The 21,668-nt window shown below is 36.2% G+C and carries 21 protein-coding genes; 16 read left to right on the forward strand and 5 right to left on the reverse strand.

What is annotated here, in order from left to right; genetic code table 11:
- Positions 1-61: 61 nt before the first annotated feature.
- Positions 62-1,420, forward strand: coding sequence for a deoxyribodipyrimidine photo-lyase (locus ABYK33_RS03370; protein WP_373031530.1), 1,359 nt, complete (start codon positions 62-64; stop codon positions 1,418-1,420).
- Positions 1,421-1,532: 112 nt separating this feature from the next.
- Here the strand turns inward: ABYK33_RS03370 and ABYK33_RS03375 are convergent, their stop codons facing one another.
- Positions 1,533-2,447 carry a metallophosphoesterase gene (locus ABYK33_RS03375; protein WP_373031531.1) on the reverse strand — a complete coding sequence of 305 codons (915 nt, stop codon included), beginning with the start codon at positions 2,445-2,447 and terminating at the stop codon, positions 1,533-1,535.
- Positions 2,448-2,596: 149 nt separating this feature from the next.
- Here ABYK33_RS03375 and ABYK33_RS03380 point away from each other — a divergent pair, with 149 nt between their 5' ends.
- The 4 genes from ABYK33_RS03380 to ABYK33_RS03395 all read left to right on the forward strand — a co-directional run bounded on the left by ABYK33_RS03380 (position 2,597) and on the right by ABYK33_RS03395 (position 5,569).
- Positions 2,597-4,045 (forward strand): SDR family oxidoreductase, encoded by a 1,449-nt coding sequence (locus ABYK33_RS03380; protein WP_373031532.1) that lies wholly within the window; start codon positions 2,597-2,599, stop codon positions 4,043-4,045.
- A gap of 33 nt (positions 4,046-4,078) precedes the next feature.
- Positions 4,079-4,615 (forward strand): lipocalin family protein, encoded by a 537-nt coding sequence (locus ABYK33_RS03385; protein ID WP_373031533.1) that lies wholly within the window; start codon positions 4,079-4,081, stop codon positions 4,613-4,615.
- On the forward strand, positions 4,605-4,988 hold the full coding sequence (locus ABYK33_RS03390) for a sirohydrochlorin chelatase (RefSeq protein ID WP_373031534.1): 384 nt from the start codon (positions 4,605-4,607) through the stop codon (positions 4,986-4,988). Before ABYK33_RS03385 ends, ABYK33_RS03390 begins: the two co-directional genes overlap by 11 nt.
- Before the next feature lie 185 nt (positions 4,989-5,173).
- Positions 5,174-5,569 carry a DUF2391 family protein gene (locus ABYK33_RS03395; protein ID WP_373031535.1) on the forward strand — a complete coding sequence of 132 codons (396 nt, stop codon included), beginning with the start codon at positions 5,174-5,176 and terminating at the stop codon, positions 5,567-5,569.
- A gap of 181 nt (positions 5,570-5,750) precedes the next feature.
- Here ABYK33_RS03395 and ABYK33_RS03400 read toward each other — a convergent pair whose 3' ends face one another.
- Positions 5,751-7,958 (reverse strand): hypothetical protein, encoded by a 2,208-nt coding sequence (locus ABYK33_RS03400; RefSeq protein WP_373031536.1) that lies wholly within the window; start codon positions 7,956-7,958, stop codon positions 5,751-5,753.
- A 390-nt stretch (positions 7,959-8,348) separates the two neighbouring features.
- Here ABYK33_RS03400 and ABYK33_RS03405 point away from each other — a divergent pair, with 390 nt between their 5' ends.
- The 3 genes from ABYK33_RS03405 to trpB all read left to right on the forward strand — a co-directional run bounded on the left by ABYK33_RS03405 (position 8,349) and on the right by trpB (position 10,447).
- Positions 8,349-8,891: a flavin reductase family protein gene (locus tag ABYK33_RS03405; RefSeq protein ID WP_373031537.1), complete on the forward strand. Its 543-nt coding sequence runs from the start codon at positions 8,349-8,351 to the stop codon at positions 8,889-8,891.
- Positions 8,888-9,088, forward strand: coding sequence for a hypothetical protein (locus ABYK33_RS03410; protein ID WP_373031538.1), 201 nt, complete (start codon positions 8,888-8,890; stop codon positions 9,086-9,088). Before ABYK33_RS03405 ends, ABYK33_RS03410 begins: the two co-directional genes overlap by 4 nt.
- A gap of 150 nt (positions 9,089-9,238) precedes the next feature.
- Positions 9,239-10,447, forward strand: a complete 1,209-nt coding sequence (gene trpB, locus ABYK33_RS03415) for a tryptophan synthase subunit beta (RefSeq protein WP_373031539.1) — start codon at positions 9,239-9,241, stop codon at positions 10,445-10,447.
- On the opposite strand, the gene ABYK33_RS03420 is transcribed toward trpB, so the two are convergent.
- From ABYK33_RS03420 to ABYK33_RS03430, 3 genes are all read right to left on the reverse strand, one after another.
- Entirely contained in the window at positions 10,425-10,883 is a 459-nt protein-coding gene (locus ABYK33_RS03420; RefSeq protein ID WP_373031540.1) for an SRPBCC family protein, read from the reverse strand. The genes trpB and ABYK33_RS03420 overlap by 23 nt on opposite strands.
- A gap of 90 nt (positions 10,884-10,973) precedes the next feature.
- Positions 10,974-13,085 (reverse strand): hypothetical protein, encoded by a 2,112-nt coding sequence (locus tag ABYK33_RS03425; protein ID WP_373031541.1) that lies wholly within the window; start codon positions 13,083-13,085, stop codon positions 10,974-10,976.
- A gap of 20 nt (positions 13,086-13,105) precedes the next feature.
- Positions 13,106-13,543 (reverse strand): hypothetical protein, encoded by a 438-nt coding sequence (locus tag ABYK33_RS03430; protein WP_373031542.1) that lies wholly within the window; start codon positions 13,541-13,543, stop codon positions 13,106-13,108.
- Between the two features lie 297 nt (positions 13,544-13,840).
- Between ABYK33_RS03430 and ABYK33_RS03435 the strand changes: the two genes are divergently transcribed.
- The 8 genes from ABYK33_RS03435 (at position 13,841) to ABYK33_RS03470 (ending at position 21,602) form a co-directional block, all read left to right on the forward strand.
- Complete coding sequence (locus ABYK33_RS03435) at positions 13,841-14,272, forward strand: BLUF domain-containing protein (RefSeq protein WP_373031543.1); 432 nt, start codon at positions 13,841-13,843, stop codon at positions 14,270-14,272.
- A 332-nt stretch (positions 14,273-14,604) separates the two neighbouring features.
- On the forward strand, positions 14,605-14,766 hold the full coding sequence (locus tag ABYK33_RS03440) for a hypothetical protein (RefSeq protein WP_373031544.1): 162 nt from the start codon (positions 14,605-14,607) through the stop codon (positions 14,764-14,766).
- Positions 14,766-14,903: a hypothetical protein gene (locus ABYK33_RS03445; protein ID WP_373031545.1), complete on the forward strand. Its 138-nt coding sequence runs from the start codon at positions 14,766-14,768 to the stop codon at positions 14,901-14,903. Before ABYK33_RS03440 ends, ABYK33_RS03445 begins: the two co-directional genes overlap by 1 nt.
- A 182-nt stretch (positions 14,904-15,085) precedes the next feature.
- On the forward strand, positions 15,086-15,889 hold the full coding sequence (locus ABYK33_RS03450; protein ID WP_373031546.1) for a CorA family divalent cation transporter: 804 nt from the start codon (positions 15,086-15,088) through the stop codon (positions 15,887-15,889).
- 284 nt (positions 15,890-16,173) lie between these two features.
- Positions 16,174-17,538, forward strand: coding sequence for a magnesium transporter (mgtE, locus tag ABYK33_RS03455; RefSeq protein WP_373031547.1), 1,365 nt, complete (start codon positions 16,174-16,176; stop codon positions 17,536-17,538).
- Positions 17,539-17,557: 19 nt separating this feature from the next.
- On the forward strand, positions 17,558-18,730 hold the full coding sequence (locus ABYK33_RS03460; RefSeq protein WP_373031548.1) for a calcium:proton antiporter: 1,173 nt from the start codon (positions 17,558-17,560) through the stop codon (positions 18,728-18,730).
- A 99-nt stretch (positions 18,731-18,829) separates the two neighbouring features.
- Positions 18,830-20,707, forward strand: coding sequence for a mechanosensitive ion channel family protein (locus ABYK33_RS03465; RefSeq protein WP_373031549.1), 1,878 nt, complete (start codon positions 18,830-18,832; stop codon positions 20,705-20,707).
- A gap of 76 nt (positions 20,708-20,783) precedes the next feature.
- Positions 20,784-21,602, forward strand: a complete 819-nt coding sequence (locus tag ABYK33_RS03470) for a TIGR01777 family oxidoreductase (RefSeq protein ID WP_373031550.1) — start codon at positions 20,784-20,786, stop codon at positions 21,600-21,602.
- The last annotated feature ends 66 nt before the right edge of the window (positions 21,603-21,668 follow it).

A 21,668-nucleotide genomic window follows, 5' to 3' on the forward strand; every position in this document is an offset into this window, starting at 1 on the left:
AGTATTGAATCAAGTGCCGGTGCAATGATAAAACTGAAATACCTATTTTAGAAATGTCTTAATGAAACGTATACTATGGTTCCGTAGAGACTTGAGGGTCGAAGACAATCCTTTACTCTCTTTAGGGGGTGAAGTCCTTCCTGTCTTTATCTTTGATACACAGATTCTCAATGCACTTCCAGTGGATGACAGACGGGTTAGCTTTATTTTTGATAGAGTCCTCAAGTTAAAAAAGTCACTCCAAACCAAAGGGTTGGATCTTAAAATTTACTGGGGTGATCCTTTGGATATATTTAATTCACTTGAAGCAGAAGGCTTTGATGAAGTAGCTGCCAGTGGTGATTATGATACATATGCGAAAGAGCGGGATATCAAAGTCTCTCATATCCTTCACTTTCGATATCTGAATGATACATACATCTTTAAACCTGAAGAGGTACTCAAAGATGACGGCACACCTTACCTTGTTTTTACTCCTTTTTACAACAAAGCTAAAGCATATTTATCCAAAGAACATATGCATGAATATGTGTATGTTAAACAGAGACTTTATGAGACTTCTTATGAAGGTATCACAAAAATAGATGTCGATAGTGAAGAGACTTTACCTTTAAACATAGATTCTCTTGAGTTCAAAAATAATCTTCTCAAAATTGATGATGTAGAAATGAAACTGGAACAATTCAGAAAGAATCTTTCAGGTTATGCAAAAGAGAGAGATTATCTAAACAAAGATGCTACCTCACATTTGAGCATAGATCTTCGTTTTGGTACACTCTCCATACGTTCACTCTTACGTTTTTTATTGGCTCAGAAAAAAGAGGGTGTAGATACAGAGCCATTTTTTAGACAACTTATTTTTCGTGACTTTTATGCTTATTTGCTCTTTCATTTTCCTGATCTTGCGACACACAACCATAAGTACCGCTTTAACGGCATAGAAGATAAATCAAAATATGCTGCATTTTGTGAAGCAAGAACAGGTGTACCCGTTGTAGATGCAGGAGTGAGAGAACTTTTACAAACGGGGGACATGCATAACCGCGTACGTATGATATGTGCTTCGTTCTTTACCAAAGATCTGCTCCTTCCATGGCAGTGGGGTGAAGCATTTTTTGCGAAATATCTGCTTGATTATGATGCAGCATCGAACATCCTCTCCTGGCAGTGGAGTGCAGGTACAGGCATAGACCCTCAACCTTATTTTCGTATCTTTAATCCTTATCTGCAGAGTAAAAAATTTGATAAAGAGGCTGAGTATATTAAGAAGTGGGTGCCCGAGTTAAGAGAGGTCGAGGTAAAGCGTTTGCATAATGAAGCGTTCTTACTTAAAAATAAGATAGAGAACTATCCTAAGCCGATGGTGGTGCATAAAGATGCTAGAGATGAGGCGTTGGATTATTTCCGTAGCTATCAATAAAGTGATGGAAAAACTGAAAAGTTATATCTAGTTGAGTTTAGTATTGCAGATAGTTATTTTTTATACACAAATTTAGAGTATACGTTACACATCAGGAGATGTGTAACGAGAGTCAGCTATCTTCCTTCCCATACCCATCCACAACCTCTTTCACCTGCCTAACAAACACTTGTTTTTTCTTCAGCATTTGTTGGATGGTAGCTACACCGTCTTCTCCATAGGTGGTGACGATGTGTGATGCTACTTCTGTGGAGACAAGGTCGAAGTCGGTGAACTTGGTGTCTATGTGATAGATGAGTTCAGAGAGTTCTATGCTCTCATGGAGTATCTCATCAAGATGCTGTAACTCCATCTTTTTCATGCGGTAATCTGAGTCTCTGGCATCCATAGGCTCTTGGATGAGTTGCATCGTGCCTAGTTGAATGGCTGTGAGCTTTTTACCGTATGAACATCCCGTGTCTATGCCGTAAAAGTTCTCACCGGAAACCACTTCATCAAAGACACAGTGTCCGAAGATATTGATAACTTCCGCATCATCAACCTGCATTCCTTTTTGATAACGGTTGAGCAGGTACTCCTTATTGTACTCAGGGTTACCTCTATGTGCATAAAAAGGCAGAGCAAAGCCATGGGTGATGAAGTATCTGTTTCGTTCTATATAGATGGGTAGATCTCTCACCCATTCAAGGTGTTCAATCATTTTGGCATGGTCGTGTTGGTAGCTCTCTAGCGTGCTAAGCCCTCCATAACGTTTATCTAAACTCCATGGAGAATGTTTGTCATGGATGATGGCATCTTCTAGGTAGGTCTGCATGAGATACTCATGGTTGCCTTTGACACAGGCATGGCCATTATCTACAACAAATGCAATTACCTCTTTAGAGAAATACCCTTTATCACAGAGGTCTCCTACAAAGATGAGTTCTGCATCTTTAGGTAATCGTGCCACGAGATTTTGTAAGGTATGAAAGCACCCATGCACATCACCGATGACGTAAGTATTTTCAAGAGTGTTATCTTTATACATAGGTATTTCCTTTTTTATTAATTATAGTCATTTATTGTGTAAATTCGTAGTAGCTACTTGTCTGTTCATCTATAAAAGTATGGATGAATTGACATAAGAGTGCTATGAATGATTCTTCAAAGAGACTATACTATGGTAAAGGAGTTAATATGAAAGTCTTACTCACTGGTGCAAATGGTTACATAGGTAGACGGCTTAAACAAACCCTCTTAAATGAAGATGTCGCTTTACGACTGCTTGTACGTAACCCAAAAAGTCTTGATCCTAATTTGGGAGTTGAAGTCGCCAAAGGTGACACTTTTAATCCTCATTCACTGGAACGTGCTCTTGAAGGTATAGATGTGGCATACTATCTCATCCACTCTTTGCAACATAAAAATTACAAAGAACTTGACAGACAAAGTGCACAGAACTTTTTGGATGCAGCCATCAAAAAAGGAGTCAAGCGCATCATCTATTTGGGTGGGCTAGGCGTAAAAGAACACGCAAGCGAACATCTGTTGAGCCGCATTGAGACAGGAGAGATACTCTCAAGTAAACCAGAGCAGATCGAAACCGTCTGGATACGTGCTGGGGTTATCATAGGTTCGGGCAGTTCTAGTTTTGAGATCATTAGGCACTTGACTGAAAAACTTCCGGTCATGGTCACCCCAAAATGGGTAAAAACACTTGCTCAACCCATCGGTGTAGATGATGTGATTACCTATCTTAATGCATCGAAAGATTTAGATATTAAAGGTAATCTGGTAGTAGACATTGGCAGTGAAAAAATGACATATAAAGAGATGATGCTTGGATGTGCAAGTGCTCTAGGTCTTCGTCGCTGGATTTTTCCTCTTCCTGTACTTACTATTAATTTATCGTCTTATTGGCTCAATTTCTTTACGCCTGTACCTTACACTGTAGCACGATCACTGATAGAGGGACTCTCTTCAGAAGTGGTGATACAAAATGACAATGCCAAGCAGTATTTCCCCCAAATACACCCTATAGGGTTTGAAGCAGCAGTGAGGAAATCCATACAGGAAATGGAGGAAAATCAAGTCTTCAGTAGGTGGAGTGATGCAGGGGGAGGACAGGATATGTGGGAGAGACAACACAAAGACGATCCTTCTTCAGCGGTTTTGATGGATAGACAAAGCATGAATATTGACAGTATACCCAAAGAGAGTGTTTACTGTACTTTTTGCTCCATCGGAGGTAAAGAAGGGTGGTTTGGCTATGACTGGTTATGGGAAATACGAGGATGGATGGATAAAATGCTAGGTGGAGCAGGACTCAACAGAGGACGAAGAGATACCCTCAAGTTGCGCATAGGAGAAAGTGTAGATTTCTGGAGAGTAGAAGATCTCATTCCTAATGAAAGATTACTTCTTTATGCACAGATGAAAGTACCGGGTAAAGCGTGGTTGGAATTTAAAATAAAAGGAAATGAACTTGTACAAACTGCCTACTTTTACCCGCGTGGACTATGGGGAAGAATCTATTGGTATTCACTTACCCCAGTGCACTATCTGGTCTTTAAAAATATGATACAGTCTATTTTAAGAAAAGCAGACACTATGAACAAACAAAGATCAAGTACTAATTTATTGTAAAATAGTATAAAATAAACAAAAAATGGATGGATCATGAAAAAATTATTATTACCCGTAGCACTAGCAATAACCTTACTACTCACTGGATGTGAAGATAAAAAACCACAAAATGTAATGCCTGTAGAGAATTTCCAACTCACAGAATATCTTGGAAAATGGTATGAGATAGTAAGACTCGAGCACCGATTTGAAAAAGGTATGGAAGGTATATCTGCAACCTATAGTATGAGAGAAGATGGTGGAGTAAAGGTACTTAATAAAGGCTACAAAACTGCAGAGAAAATATGGAGTGAGGCTGAAGGGAAAGCTTACTTTGTAGGTGCATCTGACAAAGGTTTTTTAAAGGTCTCTTTCTTTGGACCTTTTTATGGCTCATACATTGTGATGGATACAGACTACAAGACCTATACGATGATAAGTGGGCCTGATCTTAGTTACTTCTGGATACTCTCTAGAAAACCTACACTTGATGAGAAGATACTGAACAGACTGCTAGCTCAAGCAAAAGAAGCAGGGTTTGATACGAGTAAACTTATTTATCCAGATCAGAGTAAAAATAATGCAAAATAATGCACTCATCATCGTAGCACACGGTAGTCGAAAAGCCTCATCCAATGAAGAGATCAAGGCACTAGGCGAGAAAGTGAAATCCTTGCAGGATAAACGCTATGCGCTTGTGATGACGGCATTTTTAGAATTTTCAACCCCTTCTTTGGAAGAGAGTATTCTCTCCTGTATAGATAAAGGTGTAAATGAGATAGTCATCTTACCTTACTTCCTAGCCTCTGGTAACCATGTTACCAGAGATATCCCTGAAGTGGTTCAAAAGATACATGCCTCACACCCGCAAGTAAAGATAACACTCACAGAACATTTAGGTAGTTCATCTGCTATGGTGAGGCTTCTTAGTGATATGGCTTTCAATTTCAACAAAAAACTCTAAAATCCAAAAATACACTACAAATTTTAGAGGCAAAAAATACAACAATGGAAACCTTAACATAATCAAGACATTTTTGATATACTCTACATTATTGAAGTAATGTAACATAAATAGAGTCTGCTACTTTCAATAAATAGTTAGAGACTTGATTAGGATGTTACACATTATAAATATTAGGGAAAACAATGAAATTAAGCTTTAATTTAGAGGATGCAGGACAAGTTTCTATCGGTGCTTTTGCTTTAGCAGTTCCAATTTCCTTCTCTGAAGAGGCCTGGAAACTAGGTGAAACACTTCCTTTCTCTAATCTGCTAATGGTATTTATTCTATCAATTTTATTCTTAGGTATTTTCGCATATCAAAGTGTATTCCAAGGCAATATTAAATACAGAGTTCCTGTTTTTTTGTTGCGTATAGCTATTGCATATACAATTACAGCAATAGTTGTTGGACTAGTGCTGTTTTCATTAGATAAATTTCCATTATTTACAGACACACTTGTTGCATTTAAACGCCTAATAGTAATTTCAATGCCTGCTTCAATGGGCGCTATCATTGTGGATAGCTTTGATAAAGAGTAAGTGTCTATAAGTGTTACATAAATCTTCAGTTAAGATAATTCTATATTTTCTGAAAAAAAACCTTATAAAGTTATATATTTTATAAGGTTTTATAAATAATATTTTTAGAAAAAGTATTAAGTTGCCACTAGACTCAAAAACGTTCGAAATTTGCTCTCAGTATCCAATGGCACTAACTTTCTTATTTTGGTTGGGCCATTTTAATCTCTCCAGAACCTACTTCTGTCCAATAGACACTTGTGCTATCAACTATAATACTGTTTGGATTATAAGCATCAGACTGTATACCACTATCAATAATGGTTGAAGTACCACCACTGATTGGAATCTTACCGAGAAACACTTGGTCAATCCAGTAAAGGTTTTGACTATCAACTGCTAACTTTCGCCATGTTGCTCCACTTAAACCAATAAGTTCTGTAATAGTACCGTCATTTATTGATACTTTTTTAATATATCCCGTATCTTGTTCAGAGAAATATGCATGGGTATCATCTACTACAAAATCTGAGAGGAATGGAAGTCCAGCAGCAATAACTTCAGTCAGACCACCATCAATAGATACTTTCGCAATCGTATCATAATGAGCCATCCAAAATACGTATGTGCCATTAACAATAATAGGTCCTGATGGCCCTGACAGTTCATTTGAGAGTACTTCTTCTATTCCACCATTAACTGATACTTTGGCAATTTTGGCAAATGGTCCATCTTCAATCCAATAGACATTAATCCCATCTGTTGCAATGTCATGAATATAGAAATCAGCAATGGCTAGCTTTTCAATAGTTCCCCCCCCCTCTTGTGGCACCTTTTTTATTGTCCATCTGTCAGCGAAATAAACATGTGTGTCGTCAACAGCAATAGGCATTGACTCTCCTATTATGCCACTAATAACAGTACTTATAATTCCCCCTTCAATAGGCATCTTTGCTATTCTCCCAAAACCTTCTATTTGTCCTATTGGACCACCTTCTATCCAATACATATTCGATGCATCTAAAACAACAACTTGTGGTGCATCTACCTCATCAACTAATGTTGACACTATGCCACCTGCAATAGGAACTTTTTTTATACTTCCAGTCTGACCATGAGCACAACAAATAGTTTCCACCCAGAAAACATTTTGAGCATCAAGTGCAATATCAACTGGAGAGTCCAATCCATTGGCCAATGTGGTAATATTTCCTCCATTTACAGGAACATAATTGATTGAAGTAGAATCAATCCAATATACATTTGACTCATCTATAGCCAGCTTTTTTGGAAGAGCTGGAATATCAGCCAAAAAGGTTGGTGTACCACTAATAATATCAAATTTTATGAGTCGTGAATTATCTGGATAAGGATATTGTATTTCTAAAACAAATATATCTAAACCCTGCACAACAATATTTCCAGTAAAACTATTGTATGTATTGTTCCCATCCACTACCACTGACTCTGCACCACCACCTAATGGCATCTTTTTTATAATACTAGGATCAGGGAATTGTCCTTCCAGCCAATAGAGATGAGTAGAATCCCTGGTCATACTTATAATTGGCTTTAACGTACTCACGAGTGTTGTTATCTCACCATCAATCATTGAAACTTTTTCAATAGTATAAGTATTTGGAGAACCTGTCGAGTTGATCCAATATGCATTTGTATCATCTAAAATTATGTCATTCGTTGCTTCAACTTCTTTCTTCCCCTCTGCTAATACAGTGGTTGATGTTCCATCAAGGGTAGATTTATTTAAGGTACTTCCTAGACCTATTCCTGTACCAATCCAATACAAACTCTGTTCATTAACAATAATATTTGCAGGATCACCGAGTTGTCTAACAACAGCCGTAATATTTCCCTCTACCAACGACTTATTCTTGATAGGAGTATCACTGTCATCAGACCAGAATAAGTTTGTGTCTTTTATTTTTAAATGGTCTGGATTAGAAATATTGGAAGCTAAAGTTGTAATAAGCGGCTCTACACTTGCATCTTTATTTAATATAAATGTACCTTCATCGCCAGAACACAATCCAGTAGTGACTGAATAAGTTCCACTAATAATACCGTCAGAATAAGTGGCACTAAACTGTATCTCATCATCACCTGATATTACACCAAATGAAACAGAATTACCCGAGACAGTACCATTAATAACACCAGTGGATATACAAGGAGAACCTGATAAATCCATTGAACCACTTATGACTGTACCATTTAATAGTAATACTACTGAAACAGTACCACTATTATCTGTAATATTACTAGACCATGTTCCTTTCCATGATCCATTAATATCTACAGGAGTAATGTCTCCACCACTACTACCACCTCCACCACATGCGGTAAAAATTATTATTACACTTGTAAGTAAAAACAGTTTAAGTCGCTTCATATCAATTCCTTTATGATTATATATTAATTATAACCTATAATGAAATAAAATATAATCACCCTTTCAGGTGATTAAAAAATAATTTAAAATATCACCAAAACGCTCTACTGTCAACAGAATATTGAAACCTTATAATCTAACATATTTTATAACGTTTCCCACTGTAGCGATGTTTGCGGCCATGGATCTATATCTTTCAAATCAAAACCTTATAAAGCCTTCCGTACCGGAATATTTTATAAGGTTTTCTCTTATGTCTTTTACCTCTAAAATATGTATCATATTTTAGAGGATTTTAGAGTTTTTTATTGGAAACAACAATGTCAGGGTAGATATTGAGAACGAATAGACATAAATCCACTACGGAATACTTTTTTATCAGTATAAAATATGAGAAAAAATGAGGAACCAATGTTTAAAACCTATAATACTTTAGAACAAGCAACACATGCACAACCAAGAGTCACCGCTTTGCTAGCCTGCCAAAACAATCTCATGCCTACTTCATGGCACATGCCTATCTCAAAGGCGCCTTTTCGCTATGCTGTAGCCGTACGTGAAGAGAACTATACACATCAGCTGATAGAAGAGAACAAAAGCTTCACACTCAATTTCCTACCTTCTGAGCACTTTGAAACAGTCAATTTGATGGGAAAATTACATGGAGATATTAATGATAAACTAGCACAAAGTAACCTTGAAGTAGAAAATGTAGACAGATTTAAAAACGTCTTACTCAATGCCTCAGACTTCATTTACGAATGTGAGGTGTGTGATACATACAAAAACGGAGACCATACAATTTTTATAGCGGATGTTGTTAAAATACATGTTAATGACAAGCAGAGTGATAAGCCTATGCTTTTTTCTGGTCGTGGGAGATATGGAACAGTGGGAGAGACATTTACATTATCTAAAAGGAGTATATTATGAATATAGACGAAATAGCGTTTGAGTTAGAGTTAGCAGGATTGAGTAGAGAGCAACAGGTGAAACTATTATCATCTATTAAAAGAAGTGGCTTTGATGCCAAAGCGGTTGATAAAAAGTTACTACTTATGGGATTTACACCGATCTTTACTATTTATGATGATGACGAAGAAGATACATGTAAAAGAGACACAAAGTAATAAAGCTATGCCTTTTCCCGGCTGTGGCAATTATATACTACTACGACTAAGGCAGTAAGTGCAAAAAAAGTCTGTAAATGTTTTTAACCGACATAAACAAACTACAAAAACTTTTTTAATCAGTATAGTATATGAGATAAAGGAGTTTTAATGAAACCGTATATACCAACCATATTTGAGTTCGACCCAGATGAACGAGGTCACTTTGGAAAGTTTGGTGGCAGATATGTACCAGAAACACTTATGCCAGTACTAATAGAACTAGATGAAGTCTATAAAAAATACCGTTTTGATATAACATTTTGGAATGAGGTCAATGCACTCTACAAAGATTATGTAGGACGCCCATCACCTCTGTATAAAGCACAGAATATAAGTGATGAGATAGGTGCAGAAGTATATCTAAAACGTGAAGATCTTAATCATACAGGAGCACACAAGGTCAACAACACCATTGCCCAAGGTATCTTGGCAAAACGTATGGGAAAAACGAAGATCATTGCTGAGACGGGTGCAGGACAACATGGTGTGGCTACTGCAACTATAGCGGCACTGATGGGATTGGAGTGTGAGGTTTTTATGGGTGCTAAAGACGTAGAACGTCAACAACTAAATGTCTTCCGTATGAAACTGCTGGGAGCCAAAGTACACGCCGTAGAGTCTGGTAGCAGAACACTCAAAGATGCCATGAATGATGCCATAAGACATTGGGTAACACATGCCAGAGATACCTATTATGTCATAGGAACTGCTGCAGGACCTCACCCTTACCCTCTGATGGTACGTGACTTCCAGGCTATCATCAGTTATGAAGCCAAAGCACAACTCTTGGAACAGGCACATACGCTACCTGATTATGTGCTTGCATGTATTGGTGGGGGCTCAAATGCTTTAGGCATGTTTGCACATTTTATAGAGGAAGAGCAGACTGAGTGTATCGGCATAGAAGCAGGAGGTAAAGGACTGCAAAGTGGAGAGCATGGTGCGTCTTTGGCTCTAGGAAAACCAGGTGTACTTCATGGACAGCTGAGTTATCTGCTACAAACTAATGAAGGGCAGATAGAAGAGGCATACTCCATCTCAGCAGGACTTGATTACCCAGGCATAGGACCTGAACACTCTTACCTCATGGAGCAGGGGAAAGTAGTCTATGACTACGTCACCGATGATGAAGCGATGGATGCCTTTGTATGGCTTAGCCAAACTGAAGGCATAGTGCCTGCTTTTGAAAGTGCTCATGCCATCGCCTACCTCAAAAAGATGCCAAAAGAAACCATCAAAGGCAAAACTATTATCATCAGTCTTTCCGGTCGCGGAGACAAAGATATGATACAGGCTATGGAACTGTTGAAGCTATAGCCTCTTTGGTCTTTTGATGTCTGTAGGCAAACATCTTTTGCATATCACTTCTCACAAACCATACAGCAAGGTTGCTTAGTGGCCAAAATGGCAAAGAAAAAGTCACCACATCACGCAAGATGCTATGAGAGGCATCTACCTCAATGAAATGGTGTTCATGTCTAAAAAGTTTAAACGGTGAGCGTGTAGCTACATCTACGATGAGATGGGGATATATCACTTTTTCAAATGACAATTCCCATACAAAAGAAAGCCATCCTTTTTTGATGCGTAACACGGCTTCATTTCCTTGCTTTAAAGGTGTGTCAAGTTTGAGTATCTCGACACTGGTATCATTGGGTGTAATGAGAGAAAGATTATTGGTGTCGGCATGAAAGTCAAAAAGGGTTTTGGCAGAGCATGGTATGGGTGTTTCAAATGTTAGTGTATGTTTCATATTTGTATTATGGCATAGTCTTCGCTATTTAGTATATTACTTTTGTCTGTTCATCTTAAATCTGTAACCTAAGATGTAACATCCTCAATTCTAAGACTGTGGAGATGATGGCTTTTCAAGCTTCTCCTGAAATCTGTCTATAAGCAAAAGCATTACCGGTAAAATAAATAGGTCTGTTAACAATGATAATGAAATTAAACTTGCACTATAGATTCCGATGAGTTCTAAAAAATGTACTTGTGAAAAATACAACATTAAAAAAACTGTTATGAGTATGATGGAACCTATAATTACGGGGATACCAGAATAAAAATACATTTTTTCAAGTGCATGCTTACGAGTTCGACCAAAATAACGAAATCTAAAATATTTAAATGCAAAGTGTATAGTGGCATCGGATGCAAGACCAATTGAGATAGTTGTAGCAATAAGCATCTCAAGACTAAGTGGAATAGCTAAAAGAGTTACAATCATCCCAAACAATACAATAGGAATGGTATTGACAGTAAAACCGACAAACACCATCGCTTTTGATCGGAAGATCCACCCTGTAATAAGCCCAATAAGTATCAATGCTGTCAACAATGAACTCGCAAGTAAAATCGTTTGGCTATATTTTGCACTTCCAATGAGTGTAGCTTGATCTACAAAATAGAGTTCAATTCCCTTATATTGCAACAACCACTCGATAAGTTCCACTTTATTAATATCCGAAATGTTAATTACAATATTAACAGAATTTTCATCAAAATACTTATCACTTAAACTATAAAGATCCATATAAAATAGTGCTTGTTGCAAGGCTTCTTCATCCAGTACTTCCGTTTGTGTATTTGAATCATTGAGACTATTTATAATACTCGATAAAGAGATTACATCATCTATTTCATCTTCGAAGCGTTCCTCTATAGCTTCCGTAAATTTTTCTATAGAGTGTACAAAAGGCAGGTCTATTTTTGTATATGGTATTTTAAGTTCTATTTGTTCATTTTTGACATTGAGTTTAAAAAATCTATTACTTTCACCATAGATCAAATAAGCTCCTATAGCCAACAATAAATACACAAATCCCAAAAATCCAAAAAGAAATTTTTTGTTATAACGAAGTTCTTTAAACGTAAGTATATATACTAACTTTGCATATGGTACATGCGCATGTTCAATTTCAAAATAACTTAAAAATGCCGGTAAAAAAGTTAGGTTTAAAATATAGCTTATTAATGACGATAATATCACACTGAGACTAAGCAGCTTGATAATATCAGAATCTATAAAAACCAAACTACCAAGACCAAGTATAGTAAGAATGGATGTCCACATCGCCGGTACCATATTTCTGGTTAACAATTTTACGACTGAATGGTGTTTATTGTTTTTATACTGAGAGACATGCCAACGGTAGTAAAAATACAAAAATTCCACTAGTGAGATACTGATAGCAATAAAAAGCATACTAAAATGAATCGCCTTGATACCTGTGGTCATCACTATAAATGTAAAAGTCAACACTGTGCTAAAAGATATGAGTAATGTAGCACTAAAAAACGCTACATGGCTTCTAAATAACAATCGAAATATCAAAACTGTAATAAGTAAAACTATCATAATGTAACTGCTTAAAAAATACCAGTTAATTTCCCCATCATTCATGTCATAGGTATAGGTACCTGGTATATTGAGTTTACTAATATCTACAAACTTTTCTCCAGAGATAAAATAATAGAATGTTTTAAAATCATCTTCAGCAACATTACCATAATCATTATGTAATTCTTTGAGTAGTTTACTAAGCCTAATGGTATCTAAATCACCTGCATTAATGACTGTTAGCATCTCAGATTCATCACTACTTTTTTTTGTCTCAACAAAATCGTTACTGAACAACGAATATACTTTCTGTACACCTTCAAGGTTTACGAGTTCTTCATGCAGTTCGTTAAGCGACTGGTGCATATCTTCATCAAAAGTCTCAATACGTACTACCAACTTTGAAAGATGATGTGTTTCAAACTCTTTTGCCTGTGTTTGTTCTAACTGTTTTGAATCTTTAAGCCAAAACAGTGCATCTGAAGAGAGAAATCTTGGTGTATAGAGTATGCCCATAAGAACAACAAAGAACACATAGAACGATATGATTTGCAGACGATACTTGAGTACAATATCCACATATCGGTTCATATTGGGTGTGTAATGATACTTCATTTAAAATTCCTTTTGCCCTGTCATTTCACGATAAAGATATAAGGGCGTTTATATACATCTATCTCTTGGGCTACTGTAGCAATTCGATTGACCCTTGATTTTGTCATTTCATTGCCTTTTTCATAACTCACCTTTTCTTCTATCATGATCTGCAAGAGTGTTTCTATAGGATTTGATGACATATATACTGCAGATACAACATCCGTTGATTTTAAACGCGGAATACTATATAAAAAGAGCTGATATTGATATTTTGAAAGCATCGTAGGATTTTTAGTGATCATGGTGATGAATTTGCGTGAGTGTGGACAAAGAGGATCAATGAACACATATAGCACCTTTTTCCCGCTACCAAGGACAATGGCATCATTATGTATGCTGTTTAACAATGGCAATGATACATCGTAGGAGAGGTGTTTATGTTCCTTTTGCCCATCAGCACATAACGCAGTACCCATCAAACAAATACATAAAATTATTGTTTTAATCATAGTAGGAGTATAGCGTAGAATAATACAAGTTGATTACTAAATATGAATATTTTTTAATCAAGTGGAAAAAAAGGATCAGGATAATAATAATTTTCTTTATTCTGATACTAAACCTACATGATGGAAGGATTATCGCTATTGGTATAAAACCTATTTGTCTATTTATTATTAGTCATCAATCGACAATAAAAGACTACAAAGATAGATAGATAAATCATAAACTTACATCAAGGATAATACTAAAATGTATTGAAAGGATTTCCTATGAAAGAAGAAATTGAAACCTGTTTTTTTAAATCGTTGATCTATGTAAGTAAAGCTGAGGAGAATGTTGATTATGATGAAATCTTAAATATTTTAACGCACTCTTGGAAATATAACCATAACAGCTATATTTCTGGGATGTTACTCTGTGACGATAAACACTTTATTCAGATCATTCAAGGTCCCATAGCAACCATTGATAAATTATATGCACGTATAGAGAATGATTCTCGCCATACAGATATAAAGTTGATCGGTGAAGAACTTTTGCATGAACGTGATTGTAGTGGTTGGGGCATTGGTTTTTATGAAAATCAAGAGGTCGCAAACATATTTTATGAGTCTTTCAATATAGGACATGGTGAAGCACTTTATGATGTGAACTATAAAGATGCAAAATCTTTCTTGCTTATATTGAAAAATGTCATTTAAGTGAAACTATAAAAATAGATTTAAAATCTAGAGAAAGGAGTCATAGATGAAAAAACGTATATGGATAATTGGTGGAAGTAGTGGAATTGGACTTGAGCTTGTTAATCAGTGGTTACAAAAGGGTTTTTGGTCATCATAAGTGCTAGAAATGTAAGCAGTACAAAAGAACTTTTGGCACTCAAGAAAATTTATGAAAAACAACTTCAAATAGTAGATATAGATGTGACTTCACAGAGTCTGTTAAAAAATCTGTACTTCAGGCATGGAAACGTTTTGAAGGTATCGATGTCACATTTAAAGATCCCTTCAATGAAGTAGAAGGTATTGCTTCTGTGTATGAGATATTTGCGCATATGTATCAAAATTTAGATAAACCAAGGTTTGTCATCAATGAGTATATGGACAAAAATAATGTAGCCTATGTCAAATGGGAGTTTGTCTTCACGTTTAAAAATGAAAAAAAGAACATAGTTTTGAAGGTGTCAGCCGATTGATGATTAATCATGAAGATAAGATTATTTCACACACAGACTATTGGGATGCAGCGGAGAATATGTATGAAAAGATGCCGATTGTAGGCTCTTTGCTTCGCTTCATCAAGTGTAACTATACGATATGGGGAAATCAATAGGCTAATAGATTGAGCGATCAAGAGATAGATCAGTAAAGCATCTTATTGCTTGAAAACCTTATAAAATAATATATTTTATAAGGTTTTGATCGTCTTAATGATATCAAAGCGATAAGACCTAAACAGCATTTCAAAAAAATATTAGCTACAATATAGTAATACTAAATATAAGGTCTTTGACTATGGAACATTTCGAACAATTTTTAGATTCCCTACACTTAGAAGATTTGAATAATGCAGCACATCCGTCAATATTTGATAAGAATGAAGAATATGATATGCTAATCGTTCGCCTGCCTTTTATAGGTGAAAAGCTTGAAGCTCAGTCTATTGGATTTATCATTGAGGGACGAAATAGTTTTTTATATAATAGAGACAAGAAAAAGTTTGAATTGCTTGAAGATCGTTTTCTAGGACCTTACAAAATCATTGACCCAATAATAGATACACTTCTAAAATCCTTTGAAAAGTATCGGAGCATAATCGTAGACATGGAAGAACTTCTATATGAGAACATGAATATAGAGAATTTTATGGCAGACTGGATAGGTCTTAAGAGAGATATATTACTCATCCAGCGAGTACTTACACGAACTTCTGAAATGCTGCTAGTAATGGTAAATCACTATCGAGGAACCACAGATTTTCCAATGAATCACTATGAAGACATGCATGAACACATCGAGCGAATTATGCATTCAGCAACGCATCAACTTTCAAAACTTGATTATCTCTATAATTTCTACAGTGCCCGGTCAAATGACAAGATGAATAAAATGATTTATATTCTCACAATAATTTCTGCTATTTTCCTTCCGTTAAATCTATTAGTTGGTTTTTTTGGAATGAATACGAGTGGGTTGCCTTTTACTTCCTCTGAACAGACTGGTACATTGAATGTTGTTTTTCTGATGTTTTCTCTTGTTATTCTAACCTTAATTGCTGTATTGATATGGCACAAAAAGACTCAAAGAGGGTTACAATAACTACTTCTACATCCACGTTTTCATGGATTGTAGAAAACATTTATGTTTCCTGCCTATCCCACTACAAGCTGACGGAATACGTTTTTGGAGAGATTCTATTTTTTAGCTTTTTTATAAGCATCTGTGCTAAAATTTCGCCTCTACTGAATTGAGCATAATTGAACTAGGTCAATAGCCTTAATTTTATTGACTTGACAATGAGAAGCATCACAATGATTATTGAATTTGTCACTGTAGATATGACATAATCAAGAAAAATATATTTAGAGATAGTAAGGAATACTATGACCAATGAAATATTAGAACAAGTTCAGACTTTAGAAAATTATCTCAGTGAGCACATTGAAGGTGCAAATCTCGATGTACACCCATATGAAGTCGCTGATCTTTTAATGAATGTTAAAAAAGTTGATGAAGAGACATTTACACAATTTTTAAACAAACTCCCTAAAGCTCTCTTAGCAGAAGTCATCATTGAATTCCCAAAATCAGATCAGGAAGAGCTATATGGAAGATTTGGTCCAAAGAAACTTGCAGGACTAGCAGGAGAACTTAATACGAATGATGCAGCTGAGCTCATCCAGCATATCGAAGAGATTGATGAGAAAAAAGCGGATGCAATCTTATCTAATCTTTCCGAAGAGGATAGGGATACTATAGAGAAGCTCATTTCTTATGAAGAAAATGAAGCTGGTTCACACATGCAAGTCGAGATCTTTGAGGCACATGTAGATGAAAAGATAGGTGACTCCATCTTGCGTCTTAAAAAGATGAAAGCGAACAATGAGATTGATAATGTTCATCATGTGTTTATCGTTTCAAATGGACGTACATTCGTAGGTATGATTCCTCTTGAAGATCTCATACTCCATGGTCCAAAAGAGTTATATAGAGATGTCATCAATGATGAAGGTAAGATCACAATATCTGTTGAGCCTCATGATGACATTAAAAAAGTGGTTGAAACTGTAAGTAACTATGACCTTAGTGTTATCCCTGTAGTTAATGACAAAGGCATACTTGTAGGTCGTATTACTTCCGATGATATCTATGATATTATATCTGAAGAAGCAACAGGACAGATCTATAATCTTGCCGGGGTTAATGACGATGCAGAACAAGAAGAGAACTTTTGGCTGATTAGTAGATCAAGAGCTGTTTGGCTTGGATTAAACTTGTTTACTGCGATTGCTGCTTCTTTGGTAATCGGGATATTTGATCAAACAATCCAATCTTTGGTAGCATTGGCTATCTTGATGCCTATTGTTGCATCAATGGGTGGTAACGCAGGAACACAGACACTAACGGTTACAGTAAGACAAATGGCACTGGGTGAAATAGCCGGAGACGAAGCTCGTCAAACTATCATTAAAGAAGTTTCCATTGCTCTTTTAAATGGATTACTTTATGGTGTAGTGATGGGTATCATTGCATATTTGTGGTTTGATCTACCGATGTTGGGACTTGTCATAGCTATGGCAATGATTGCCAATCTCTTTGCAGCAGGTTTTTTTGGTGCGACGATACCCTTAGCACTTAAAAAATTTGGTGTTGACCCGGCAATTGGCTCAACGGTACTCTTGACAACCGTTACAGATATTGTTGGTTTTTTCAGTTTCCTCGGACTGGCAACTGTTATATTGTTATAAATAAAGGATGAAACATTTTATGGATACAGACAGTATTGTAGAACAACCGAATAATTTGAAATATTATGTAGAAGACTACTGGGACATTGTAGTAGGAATTTTGGCTATTGTCATGGCGATTTTCATGCATAAAAGTGGCCAGGGTGCTATTGCTACAGCACTTGCGGCTATAGGTATAGCTGCACTCTCTTTAACTGTTTCTGAAGTAGCTGAGATACTATCAGAAAGACTGGTAGAGCCTTACGGAAGTATGGTGCTTACTTTTTCTGCAGTTATCGTAGAAATTATCCTTCTGTATATTATCTTGCTGGAAGCTGTACACTCTCCTGAAGTTGTTGAGACAGTAAAGGGAGGTATTATCTCTGCAGTCATAGTAGATATGAACGTACTTTTGGGACTAGCTGTATTTATCGGTGGACTTAAGTTCACAGAGCAGGAACATAATAAAGAGACTTCAAGTACCTATACGACGATTTTGTTTGTGACCGCTTTAGCACTCTTAGTTCCGAGTCTTTTAAGTGAGTCAGAACATGGTAAGGCAGTGATTCAGGAAACAAGTATTATTATTGCCGCTGTACTCATGGTTTTTTATATTATAATCTTTGTTTTCCAGACTAGAACCCATACTCATTTTTTTCAAGCAACAGCTAAAAGCAGACTTTTTAGACTGAAAAGAAAGCTAAAAGAAGAGAATCAAGAAATTGATGAAAATGAGCGTAGTGATTATATCTTTGAGAGCTTTAACAACATTGGGAACTTTGTTGTCATTTTTATTCTTATTGGGATTATTGCACTTGGCGCAGAAGTCTTTGCTACCGATGGTGTAAAGCTGGCTAAAGAGTATGGTATCTCTGCAGGGCTTGCCGGTTTGATCATTGCGATTGTTGCAGTTACACCTGAAATATTCACTGCTATCAAAGCAGCAAGAAATGATCAGATTCAAAGGGTTGTCAACATTGCAATGGGTGCTTCTGTAGTGTCAATTCTTCTTACTGTACCTATATTATTGGCCTTGGCATATATGAGTGGAATCAATCTGATGCTAGACTTTAACCCGCTTCAAGTAGGTGCTTTAATTATGACTGTCATCCTGGCATGGAAAAGTACAGAAGAGGGACATACTAACTATTTTGAAGGTTTGGCACACTTGATGTTCTTTGTATGTTATGCCATTATTGCTGCCTATTATTAATGGGTGGTTGCCACGTAACCACTATACATGAGCTTTGACTGCTTATTTTAAATTTTTCGATACCTACTATGCTATAATCTAAAAAAAAGGTAGTATTTTATGAAATCATTAACTCTATTATTCTTTCTCTCCCTCTTTTTATGGTCTGCTGACATAGATACAAAACTCTATGAGGGAAACAATACAATTGCCTATTATGAAGAGGTGAACAAACTCATCGAACAAGAAGATTCTCAAGATCAAGCTGATATTGAACGTATTGCTACGGAACGCATGATTTTGGCAAATCTTAAGAATATGCTCTCTTTTACATCAAAAGTTCACCCTTTGCCTGACGCACTTTTGACAGATGACCAAAATATCAGCACAGAAAACTATCTTTCTTATCTTAATGCACTTGCCGATACTTATGCAACGATTGGTATCTTAAAAGAAGAACAATCAATCATGCAATCTAAACGGAAATATTTAAGTCAAAGCATCCATGACATTACGACTGAAGATAAAAAAAACTTACTGCTTTATCAACTACAGTATGCATTTTATAAACTTAAGGGAAATAATCATGATCTTTCCATAAAAGAATATGAAACCTTAGCCGAAGAAGGAGAAAAGCATTTTAGTCAAGTGCTAAAAAGAGTTATCTTTGATATTCCAGCATTAAAGAAAAATCTTACAGATACAAATACAAAGTTTCCTGCAATAGAACAGGAAGCCGTTGCACTCAATCTGGCTAAAGAACGTGAACTTATACATCATGAAACTGTCTCTAAAATATTGGAAAAAAGAATTCTTGTAAACACAATGGACAGAATGGCAGCACTCACTACAAAAATTGATCAAACCATACTTCTTTCTCTGGCTTATTTGCAAAAAGGAGAGAACCAGAAAACATTGACCCTTTTCAATGATGGGAAAACAGATCTTGCTGCACTCACCCCAGAACTTATGAATCATTATACGCTCAAACGTACTATTCTAAAATCATTATTCAAAGAAAAGGCAGGTAATGTAGCACTGGCAATTTCAAATGTAGAAGAAAGTGCTGAAAGCCTTTATGACTATACTCACAGTAAACTCACTGAATCTCTTTTTGTATTTAATGAACAAAATATTTCCATTATGGACATCATTAAAGTGCTTCTTGTTCTAATACTTGGATTTATGCTTGCTGCATTTTATAAACGAAAGATCATGAATTTTGCTACGAGTGAGAAACTTTCCTATTCATCGGCTAAAATGATCTCTGGTTTCGGCTACTATCTTATTGCATTAATCACTTTACTGATAGCACTGAAAAGTATAGGACTTGATTTTTCAAATCTAGGCCTAATTGCAGGAGCACTCTCTATCGGTATTGGTTTTGGGTTACAAACTCTCGTCTCCAACCTTGCCGCAGGTATCATTCTAATGTTTGAAAGAACTATACGCTTGGGAGACTATATAGAGGTTTCAGATACAATTAGAGGTACAGTCAGTGACATGAAGATGCGCTCGACAACCATCACAACCAATGATAACATCGATGTCATTATTCCTAACTCTTCTTTTATTCAAAACAATGTTGTCAACTGGACTTTAGAAAATGATATTAGACGAATACATATCCCTTTTTCTGTCGCATATGGTACGCCTAATGAAAAAGTAGAAGAAGTGATCTTGGAAGAACTTAAACTCTCAAATCTTAATTATGTCTCAAAGCCTGCTAAATACACTACCGTTGTTTGGATGACTGCTATGGGATCAAGCTCTGTAGACTATGAACTGGTTGTGTGGATCAAAGGGCAATCAACGCTTAAGCCTTCAGGTACAAAATCAGATTTCCTAAAATTTATCTATGCAGCACTCAATAAACACCATATACAGATACCTTTCCCTCAGTTAGATTTGTATATCAAAGAAAGTGGGCGAAACAAAGATGATATAGTTTTGGATCATCCACTAGTGGAAGATAAGGTAGAACGATCACTCAAATAGACCTACAGTGAATTGATTACGTGTGATTACACATAGAGTCCATAATCACACACTATAGTGAGAAAAAAGGAAAATCATGAAAATAGCACTTACCGGAGCCAGCGGTTTCGTTGGAACAGCTCTACAAAGTCATTTTAAAGAGTGTATTATTGTAGATAGAAAAGATGATACACCCATGATTGTAGAAAAGCTAGAAGGTGTGGATATTGTTATCAATCTTGCAGGTGCTCCTATCATCAAACGCTGGAGCGATCCATATAAAAAACTACTTATAAAAAGCCGTATAGAGAGTACGGAACGTCTTGTATTGGCAATTAATCAAAGTAATGTTACGCATTTTATTTCTACATCAGCTATAGGTATCTATCCTGATGATAAAAAATGTGATGAGGGTTGTAAAGAGATCGCTGATGATTTTTTAGGTGAACTTTCCCATAAGTGGGAAGAAGAAGCACTTTTGTGTAAGAAGCCAACGACTATATTACGTTTTGGTGTGATACTTGGAAAAGAGGGGGGAGCATTGGCACAGATGATTACCCCATTTAAATGGGGTGTCGGCGGTATCATCGGTAACGGAAAGATGATGACAAGTTGGATAGATATTGAAGATCTAGTGCGTATCTATCAATTTGTTATTGATCAGAAACTAACAGGTGTTTTCAATGCTGTTTCACCCAATCCCGTTACAAACCATATTTTTACCAAAACATTGGGAAAAGTGCTGAATCGTCCTACCATACTTCCTGTTCCTGAATTTGTTTTACGTATCATGTATGGGGAAGCCAGCTTAGTCCTAACAGGTTCAAAAGAGATCTATCCAACTGCACTTCAGGAAAAAGGTTTTGTCTTTGAATATGCGGATATAGAAACATCTCTTCAACACCAGATAACCTAGTTTTCACCACCAATTGACATTATTAGCCTACGAATAGAAACACTTTTTTTATAAAATAAATAAAAA

The sequence above is a fragment of the Sulfurovum sp. genome, from assembly GCF_041562805.1.
In the GTDB taxonomy this organism is placed as follows: domain Bacteria; phylum Campylobacterota; class Campylobacteria; order Campylobacterales; family Sulfurovaceae; genus Sulfurovum.